The organism is Arthrobacter sp. 2YAF22_2 (assembly GCF_052114645.1).
GTDB lineage: Bacteria > Actinomycetota > Actinomycetes > Actinomycetales > Micrococcaceae > Arthrobacter.
The window spans coordinates 1-4,176 of record NZ_JBFRFD010000328.1 but is presented as its reverse complement, the minus strand read 5'-3'; the positions used below and the strand labels follow the sequence as shown (position 1 = coordinate 4,176).

Annotated in this window: 3 protein-coding genes; 1 reads left to right on the top strand and 2 read right to left on the bottom strand. The window is 63.6% G+C overall.

Annotated features, from left to right (window positions below):
* Positions 1-1,436, bottom strand: a 1,436-nt coding sequence (locus AB4Y86_RS13335; RefSeq protein ID WP_441402697.1) for an FAD-binding oxidoreductase, incomplete at its 3' end; no start/stop codon positions are given.
* A gap of 146 nt (positions 1,437-1,582) precedes the next feature.
* On the opposite strand from AB4Y86_RS13335, the gene AB4Y86_RS13330 reads away from it, so the two are divergent.
* A complete protein-coding gene (locus tag AB4Y86_RS13330) occupies positions 1,583-2,530 on the top strand; it encodes a LysR family transcriptional regulator (protein ID WP_441402696.1) in 948 nt (315 codons plus the stop codon).
* On the opposite strand, the gene AB4Y86_RS13325 is transcribed toward AB4Y86_RS13330, so the two are convergent.
* Positions 2,527-3,834, bottom strand: a complete 1,308-nt coding sequence (locus AB4Y86_RS13325) for an LLM class flavin-dependent oxidoreductase (RefSeq protein ID WP_441402695.1) — start codon at positions 3,832-3,834, stop codon at positions 2,527-2,529. The two genes, AB4Y86_RS13330 and AB4Y86_RS13325, sit on opposite strands and share 4 nt — an antisense overlap.
* Positions 3,835-4,176 lie beyond the last annotated feature (342 nt).

The window sequence follows — 4,176 nt, the reverse complement described above, 5'->3', positions numbered from 1 at the left end:
CCGTAATCGAAGCCGTCCGCGATGACGTCCATGTAGTCCACGTGGCTGCGATAAGGCGCATAGCCGCGGCGGCGGGCAGCGGCAAGCAGTTCGGCATAGAGAGCCCGCGCCCGGGCCAGCTGCTCCTGGTTGTCATTCTCGAAAAAAATCATGGTCACGTGCACCATGTGCCGTGGATACAGGTGATAGCCGATGTACAGGTCGAAGCCGTGGCGGCGGTAAAGCTCCTTGGCCTCCTGGTAGAACTCCCAGACCTCCTCGCCCCTGGCCGGAATGATGGGGGCCGCGTCGATGTGGCCGCCGTTCTCGGCGGCCCACGCAACCGTGGACAGCGGTTTGAGCGTCGGAACGCCGGCCATCTGGGTGCGGTCGATCTGGGCGATGTCCTCGTACGCCACCTGGGCGCCCTCGGCACCTTCATAGAGGCGGGCTCTGACGGTGAATCCCTCGAGCCCGGCGAAACGCTCCCGGATGATTTCCAGCCGGCGCTCGGCCAGGCCCTTGTCGCCGTAGATGGCGAACTTGGCGTTCCATTGCCCGATGCCCATCTCCTGGCGCATCTCCTCCAGCCGGTCATCGGGGATTGACCCCTCGCCGGTGTACCAGCGGGAACGGGGACCGTTCATGGTCGCGGCCCTGACCACGTTGCCGCACAGCGCATTGTTTTGGATGACATCCTCCCGGCGGAGCTGGGTGAGGATATCAACCAGCCGGGGCATGTCCTCCTCGCGCTCCACCACGACGTCGCCGTTGATGTAGACGTCCGGCCACGGCATCAGCCACAGACCAATCTTGGTCACAACACCCAGGTTGGACTGGGTGAAGATGCCGTCCAGGGTCGGCCCGAAGCCGCCCTTGAAGATGGGGCCGAGGTCCGTGCCTTCCATGGCCCACATTCCGGTGCGGAGCAGCTCGCCGTCCGGCAGCACCACCTCCATTCCGCACACTGACTGGACGTGGTCGCCCATCGGCGTCATGCCGTACCCCCGGTCCAGGGCATTGCCCATGACCGATCCCCAACCGAGTGCGGGGACGGACATCCACAGTTTCAGGCCCTTGGCCTGGATGTAGTCAAAAAGCTCGAAAAAGGTGACACCGGGCTCGATCACCGCGTAGTTGAGCTGGTCGTCCACCTCGATGATCTTGTTCATCCGGCTCAGATCCAGGGCCACCATGTCCCGGGTGCGCGGCTCCGGGCCGCCGTAGCCGAGGTTCTTACCCTTGGAGAAAGACCACAGCGGCACGCCGGTCTCGTTGGCGATCCGGACGACGTCCTGGACCTCTTCCACGCTGCCTGGCCGCACGCCCGGCCACTTCGCCCGTCCCGGGTTCAGCGGGTAGGGATCGATGTAGCCCTCCTGCGGGGTCGCTCGGACAACATTATCCGCGCCGACAATGGCTTCGGCCAGGTCGAGGAATTGCGCTTGGGCGTCCATCTACGTTCACGTCACTTTCCGGGAAGGCGCCGCCACGGGGCGGCCGTCACACTGGCGCCCGTCTGGGGCGCCATTCCATCATGGCAACATGGATGCCTCAAGTAAACTGTCGATTTCTGTATAGGCTTATCAGTAGAATTGACAATATGGATCTTGTCTCGCACCCCTCGATCACCCTTCGCCAAGTCCTTCACTTCGTGGTCGCCGCCGAGTCGGGGACGATGAGTGAGGCTGCCCGGCGGCTCCATATGGCACCGTCGGCGATTTCCATGTCTATCGCCGAGCTGGAGCGGATCGTGGGCGCCCAGCTGTGTATCAAGCGCAAGTCAAAGGGGCTGACCCTGACATCGACGGGAATAGTCGTGTTCCGACAGGCGAGGCAGTTGCTGGATCTCGCGGATGACATCACGTCGCTGTCCAAGAGGGACCGCGTGGACATCCGCGGCCCTCTGAAAGTCGGCTGCTACATGCCACTGGGGCCCACGATCATCCCGCCGATGCTCACCGACTTCGCGACCCAATGCCCGCACGTGGAGGTCGACTTCGTCGAGGGCTACCACGAGGATCTCCAGGAACGGCTGCTCAACGGCTCCATTGACGCAGCATTCCTCTATGACATGGATGTGTCTCCGGCGCTCAAGACGGCCCCCCTGCTTTCCGTCGATCCGTACATCCTGTTGCCGGACAACCATCCACTTCGCGAAGCCCAGGTGGTGACCCTTAAGGACGTGGCAGCAGATCCGGTCATCTTTTTCGATGCGCCGCCGATCTCCACGCGAGTCCTGGACATGTACCGCACGGCCGGCCTGGCCCCCGACATACGGCACCGCTCACGCAGCTACGCCACAGTCCGCTCGCTAGTTGCGGGCGGCCGTGGCGTAGCAGTTCTTTTCCAGCAGCCGATGCTCGACGCACCCTATGAGGAGTTGCGCGTGGTGCTCAAGCAGGTCTCGGAGCCGCGAGCCACTGGGGGCGCGCGGGCCACGGTATCCCTCGCCTGGGCCCGCAGCATGCGCTTAAACGCACGGGCCCAAGCGTGGGTTGACGTCGCCGTCGAGCGCTTCCGGCCCGGCGGCGACGAACCTCGGGATTAGGCCGACGGGCGCGACAGCCCGAAGTTGTCCCGCAGCGTGGTGCCCTCGTATTCGCTGCGGAAGTAGCCGCGGTCCTGGAGCTCCGGGACCAGCTTGTCGCAGATCAGTTTGAATCCGCCGGGATTGAACGGGGCGTTGAGGTTGAAGCCGTCGCAGGCCTTCGACTCAAACCAATCCACCATGCGGTCCGCGACCTGGGAGGGCGTGCCTGCCATCCACTGGTGGCCGGTGGAACGGGCCAGGTCCACGATCAGCTCGCGCAGCGTCATGCCCATGTCCACGCTCTTCTTGCGGTAAATCTGGTAACGGCTGCCGAGTTTGGGGTCATCGGAAAACCATTCTGCGGGGATGGACTCATCAAACTCGAGCTCGGAAAGATCCATGCGCAGGTCCGCCCCGACCTGCTGCAGTCCGTTGCCGAGGTGGACGTAGCCCGCGAGCTCATTTGCCAGGTCCTGTGCTTCCTTCTCGGTGTCCCCGAGGATCGGCAGGATTCCCGGGATGATCTTCACGTCGTCGGGGTTCCGGCCCTTCTCGGCCACCATGTTCTTGAACTTCGTGTAGAACTCGACCGACGGCTGCTTGAACGGCTGGGCCGTGTAGATGCCGTCGGCAACCGAGGAGCCCAGGTCCATTCCGGGGCCCGAGGAACCGGCCTGGACCAGCACCGGACGGCCCTGCGGCGAGCGTGGCATGTTGATCGGCCCCTCGACCTCGAAGAACTCACCCTTATGGTTGATGGGCCGGAGCTTGCTCCGGTCCACGTATTCTCCCGAGGCACGGTCCACGATGATGGCGTCATCAGACCAGCTGTCCCACAGGCGCTGCACCACGTCCACGAATTCGGTGGCGCGCCGGTAGCGCACGGCCGGATCCGGGACCTCGTCGACGCCATAGTTGCGGAAGCCGTCGGAGGACGTGACGATGTTCCAGCCCGCCCGGCCGTTGGACATATGGTCGAGTCCGCACAGCTGCCGGGCCAGGTTGTAGGGTTCCGAAAACGACGTCGACATCGTACCGATGAGACCGATGTTCTTGGTCCTGGCGGCGAGTGCGGCGAGGACGGTCATGGGCTCGTAGAACCCGTTCATCTTGATATCTCCGCGCATCACGGTATTGGCATGGACGATGTCGCCGAAAAACACAGCGTCGAGCTTGGCAGCCTCCGCCATGGCCGTCAGGTCTGCGACGAACTCCAGGTTCCCCAGTTCCTCGGCCCGGCTGCCCTCCATGCGCCAACTGTCCTTGTGGTAGCCCGCCGGCAACATGAACGTTGTCAGCACCATATGATTCTTCGGCTTCATTGCCTTGATTCCTTTCGTGGTTCGCGCCAAGCTGCGGCGCCTCGCTGGATCCATCATGGCAGTGTCCACTTGTTGCGTAAATGACACGTTTCAGAGCATGGAGATCAAAAAAATTGATTTAGCAGTTTCCCTGGGGCAACGCCGAGCCCGACGCGCCGCAAGCGGCGCAGCCGGGCTCGAGGTGCCAGGAAGTTCAGAGCGCGAGCTCGGAGCCCTCCCGGGTCAGGCGGACTGCCCAGACTCCGGCGAGTAGGACCGCGACCCAGAAGACCCCCACCAGCCACATCGATCCGCTGCCGGCGAGCACCAGCCCGGTCGCTATCATCGGGGTGAAGCCTGCGC

What these genes read in the sequence shown, in the direction of transcription:
- AB4Y86_RS13330 (WP_441402696.1), top strand. Translation starts at nt 1,583, where the DNA reads ATGGATCTTGTCTCGCACCCCTCGATCACCCTTCGCCAAGTCCTTCAC.
- AB4Y86_RS13325 (WP_441402695.1), bottom strand. Translation starts at nt 3,834, where the DNA reads ATGAAGCCGAAGAATCATATGGTGCTGACAACGTTCATGTTGCCGGCG.